The following is a 4,464-nucleotide window of genomic DNA, read 5'->3' as shown; positions in this document are numbered from 1 at the left end:
TATAATCACCCCAATGAACAAAGTGAAGAAGGGCGCACTTATACAAACTTCGTTTGTGTGCGGTTTGCGTTGCAAACAAAGAGCATATTCGCTTGTTGCGAATATAAAAATTAAAATCCTTCATTCGCTGATGTGCGAATGAGTATCCGTCTTGTGACGAATACAAAAACTCATCGTAAGAGATTAATTATTTCTCATTGGCAAAATGCCATTTCGTCTAATTAATTTCTTACGATTCCATAATAAAAATTCTCCCACCTTACGGTACGATCATTTTTATTACGGCTACTACAAAATCTTTTGAAAAGGAGGTTCAAGCATATGGCAATCTATCACTTCTCAGCACAAATGATTTCCAGAGGAAAAGGACAATCAGCAATTGCGTCAGCTGCCTATCGTTCTGGTCAGCGTTTAGTTGATGAACAAACTAATGAAAGTAAATTTTACAAAAGAGAAGTGAAGCCGGAAACCCATATTCTTGCTCCTGAAAATTCCCCTGTTTGGGTTAAAAATCGTGAGATTCTTTGGAATGAAATTGAACGTTCTGAGAAAAGAAAGAACTCTCAATTAGCCAGAGAAATAAATATTGCTTTACCTAAAGAACTTTCCAATCAACAACAAACTGAATTAATCAAAGGCTACATCCAAGACCAATTTGTAGATAAAGGCATGGTTGCTGATATCGCTATTCATAGAGATGACTCCAACAATCCTCACGCTCACATAATGTTAACAACACGAGAAATTTCAGAAGAAGGCTTTACTACAAAGAATCGTGATTGGAACAAAAAAGAACTGCTGGAGCAGTGGAGAGAACAATGGTCAGAATACGCAAATAAAGCATTAGAACAATCAAACATCAAAGAACGAATTACACATAAATCTCACGCTGAACGTGGACTTGAAATCTTACCTACGGTTCATATGGGGCATGTCGCTTCTGATATGGAGAAAAAGGGGATGAAAACTGAGCGAGGTAATATTAATCGTGAAGTACAAAAGCATAATGCTATTGTTTATGACTTACAAAGATACCGCCAAGAGAAGCAACAAATAGAAGCAGAGTTAAAACAACAGGAGCAAAAGAAGTCTGTAGAATTAACTACTGAAGAACAAAAAAATGTGGAGGCAGCCAAACAAATTATTGGCGAAATTCCAACGGTAGCAACAATTGCCAACTATAGAAAATCATTAGAAGTACAGACCGAACAACAAAGAAAAGCACTAGAATCTTTAAAGACAAAAAATCACATAGTTTCTATTGCAGAACAAGCAGAAAAACAGCTTTCTCATTATGAAAAAACATTAGAAGAATTAAAGGGAAAACTTGATAAAGTAGGATTTTTCCAACGTAAGGAAAAAGAAAATTTGCGTGCTAGTATCAACACTTTACAAGATAAAATCATCAGCCAGCATGACCACTTAAATACATGTTTAAAAGAAGCTGGTTTATCTGCACGTGAAGAGATCCAGTTAGCTAAAAAGCAATTAAGTAAACAAATTGATACGTCTACTCGAACTTTAAACGGGAGCATCTTAAAATCTGTAGACCAAAAACAAATACTAAACCAGACAGAAGAAATACTAAAGCAAAAGCTAATTCGTAAAGTAGCTATCCAATATCCTGAATTGAAAACAGCAGGACAATATTTGGATTACAAGACAGCATCTAAATTGAACCGACTAAATGAGAAACAAGGAAAAACTATATCGCTCGACAACATAAAACATACTTTAGAACAAAGACAGCATAAAATTGAATTAAATCGAGAAGGTATTCAAAACTATAATCTGGCTGTTCGGAATGCTCAAAATGCAGAAAGTTATTTTAATCATCTTACTGAACTAGAAAAACGAATTGAACGAATCGAATCGAATCCTTACTTAAAAGGAAAAATTCTGTTTTCCAAGGAAGAACAACAAGCTTATCAGAAAGATTTACAAAAACGAGAACAGTTAACTCAAGCTATTCGAACCATCGGTTATGAAGATCGGGAGCATTTGGAACAACATAAAAGAGAAATAGAGAAAGTTGCTCCAGCACTTGAAAAAGTTCAACAAGAAACGCAAAGCCTAAGCCAAAGCAATGACTTTCTTTCAGCCATCCTAGAAGGGGTAGAACAAGCCCAAAAGCAGGAACACAAAGTAAATGCTAAGCAAAAACCAAAGCAACGCTTAAAAGGGCAAAACATTGGGTTAGAAAGGTAATCATGCTATATTCAAAAAAGCTACAGATGTGACAGCATCTGTAGCTAGCCTACTCTTTTAAGAATTGGCTCTATATTTTATAGATCAGTGAAATGACCTCCAAACAGCGCCAAGCCGTAGGGAGGTCATTTTTTATTTCTTATAGAGATTTGTTTATAAAAACAGATAATCAATCAAATAATACAAAAAAGGAGTTGAATACAAAATGAAGAAAATGATTACTGCAATGATATTATTAGTTGTTTTAGTAATGGGAATAAGCACAAATTCAATTCAAGCTAAGGAACCAGCAAAAGAATCATGGAGCAAATATCCTGATAACTCTAGTGAAAAGTTTGCTAGTCCAAATTCTTTTTATAGCTCAATAGACCAAAAACAATATACTGAATACAAGAACGCTAAAATTAACATTAGAGAAAAAGTCTCTTTTAAAGATGTGAACAAGGTGTTGTCAAAAGTAGATGAGTTTATTGGTGAAAATCGAGTTTCAGGTGATGGTTTTCATCCTAATAGACAAGTATATGTTTATTTAACAGTATCTGAAAATGGTAAAGATATAAAAAATATAATTGTTGATGCTGAAACAAAAAAAGTTCTTTTTAAATCCGAACCTTTAATAAAACGATAAAAAGGTTGCCTTTGGGTAGCCTTTTATTTCATTTTCCACTGCATTTCATACTTTGCAAAGACCTGGATTAGATCATCCACTAGTTTTTCATTTTCCTCCCCAGACAAAGGCTTTTTTGCGTAATCCCTTTTGTATTCAAATCCTACATACCAAGTGCGGTTCATATCAAATTCCCCATTTATGATTTTTTTTGAATCATCAAATTCCATAACTATCAACTCCCCCTTTAAAGTGTATACAAAGCCCGTAGAAGGCCGTTATCCATTTAACACCTTTAAATGCGTTATTTTAAAAAAGGGCTCAATATAACCCCTTTAAAACGTTCTCAATGCTATTAGTAAGGAGTATCATCATCATTATCTTTATTTTTCTTATCTAATGTTCTTTCAATTAATCTTTGAGATATAATTTTTTGTGTTTCAGACTTGGATTTAATATTAAATACAACTTCGAAAACACTTCTTCCCTTTTTAATCGTATCGTATGTAATCGTAATGTCAGTTAATTTATTGATTTCTTTAATAGCTTGTTCTATCACAAAACGCTTGAAATCAACCCATCTAGGTAATGTATCATCATCTAGATTTAGGACTTTCCTTAATTCATCCACTTCATAAATAATCCCTTGGACATTTTCGTAAGACTTTAATATTTCATAGAGCCTAATACTATATTGGCTTTTCATAGTCATTACATATAAGTAATTATATTTAGTGAAAAATTGCTTCAACTGCAACAAATGAGGCTTTAAATCTTTATCCAATTTAATATCAATTATGTCTTTCTTATGGTCTATAACTACTTTGTCGATCCACCTCATTAACACTTCCGTACCATCTTCTTGTTCCATCCAAAAACTTTTGTCGCTTATCTTTTTCAGGGAACTTTTAATAATCGAATAGTTTTTCCCACTTCTATCGCTGATTTGGCAAATTTTACAGTAATCCTTAATTGAAAAACGATACGTTTTAAAATCATCATCTTTTGGCTCAATCATTTGGATTACGTGCAATATCAATTTTTGTTCAACCAATGTTAAATCAAAACGAGTTTTTTGAATTAGATGATTAGATTTAACAACGGGGAAATTACGTGTTTCCATTTCTTTTAATTTTGGTACTCTATCAGATAATTTTTCTAATCTCCTTGCCATTTCTTTATTCCTTTCATAACTCTTGATATAACTATCATATTTAAAAGTGAGTTAAAAAACAAGTTTTTCTAAAAAACTCACTTTAAGTGCACCAAAACTCACTTTAAGTGCACCAAAACTCACTTTTAAGTGCACCAAAACTCACTTTAAGTGCACCAAAACTCACTTTTAAATTTTTGAGACTTACAGCCCCAAGGGTTTCAAGCTCCTATAAATAAGTAAAAAGGTTTTAAAAATCTTTAAAAAATAACTATATTATTAAAAGTTAAAATTATGTCCCTTAATTTTTTATATCAATCCGAATATTTCTTCAAATTAATAACATATATAATAAAAAATGGAAAAACAAAGAATGTTTAGGGAGGTATATATTGTGCAGGAGGAAGTAAAAGCTATTTTAATAGGTTTTGTTGCTCTGATCTCTGCTTATTTGACTGTATTTTCTTTATGGTTTTGTTTAGTTGCAATAATATTA

General features: G+C 32.4%; 3 protein-coding genes. 2 read left to right on the top strand and 1 reads right to left on the bottom strand.

What is annotated here, in order from left to right; translation table 11 throughout:
- The first annotated feature begins 321 nt into the window (after positions 1–321).
- On the top strand, positions 322–2,208 hold the full coding sequence (gene mobQ / locus ACH499_RS34525; RefSeq protein WP_350623818.1) for a MobQ family relaxase: 1,887 nt from the start codon (positions 322–324) through the stop codon (positions 2,206–2,208).
- A gap of 205 nt (positions 2,209–2,413) precedes the next feature.
- Positions 2,414–2,836, top strand: coding sequence for a hypothetical protein (locus ACH499_RS34520; protein WP_350623821.1), 423 nt, complete (start codon positions 2,414–2,416; stop codon positions 2,834–2,836).
- Positions 2,837–3,170: 334 nt separating this feature from the next.
- Here the strand turns inward: ACH499_RS34520 and ACH499_RS34515 are convergent, their stop codons facing one another.
- A complete protein-coding gene (locus tag ACH499_RS34515; RefSeq protein ID WP_350623823.1) occupies positions 3,171–3,989 on the bottom strand; it encodes a replication initiation protein in 819 nt (272 codons plus the stop codon).
- Positions 3,990–4,464 lie beyond the last annotated feature (475 nt).

Source organism: Streptomyces sp. NPDC018947, assembly GCF_044390505.1.
Classification (GTDB): Bacteria; Actinomycetota; Actinomycetes; order Streptomycetales; family Streptomycetaceae; genus Streptomyces.
The sequence above is the reverse complement of the archived record's forward strand: the minus strand, read 5'-3'. Positions and strand labels throughout refer to the sequence as shown.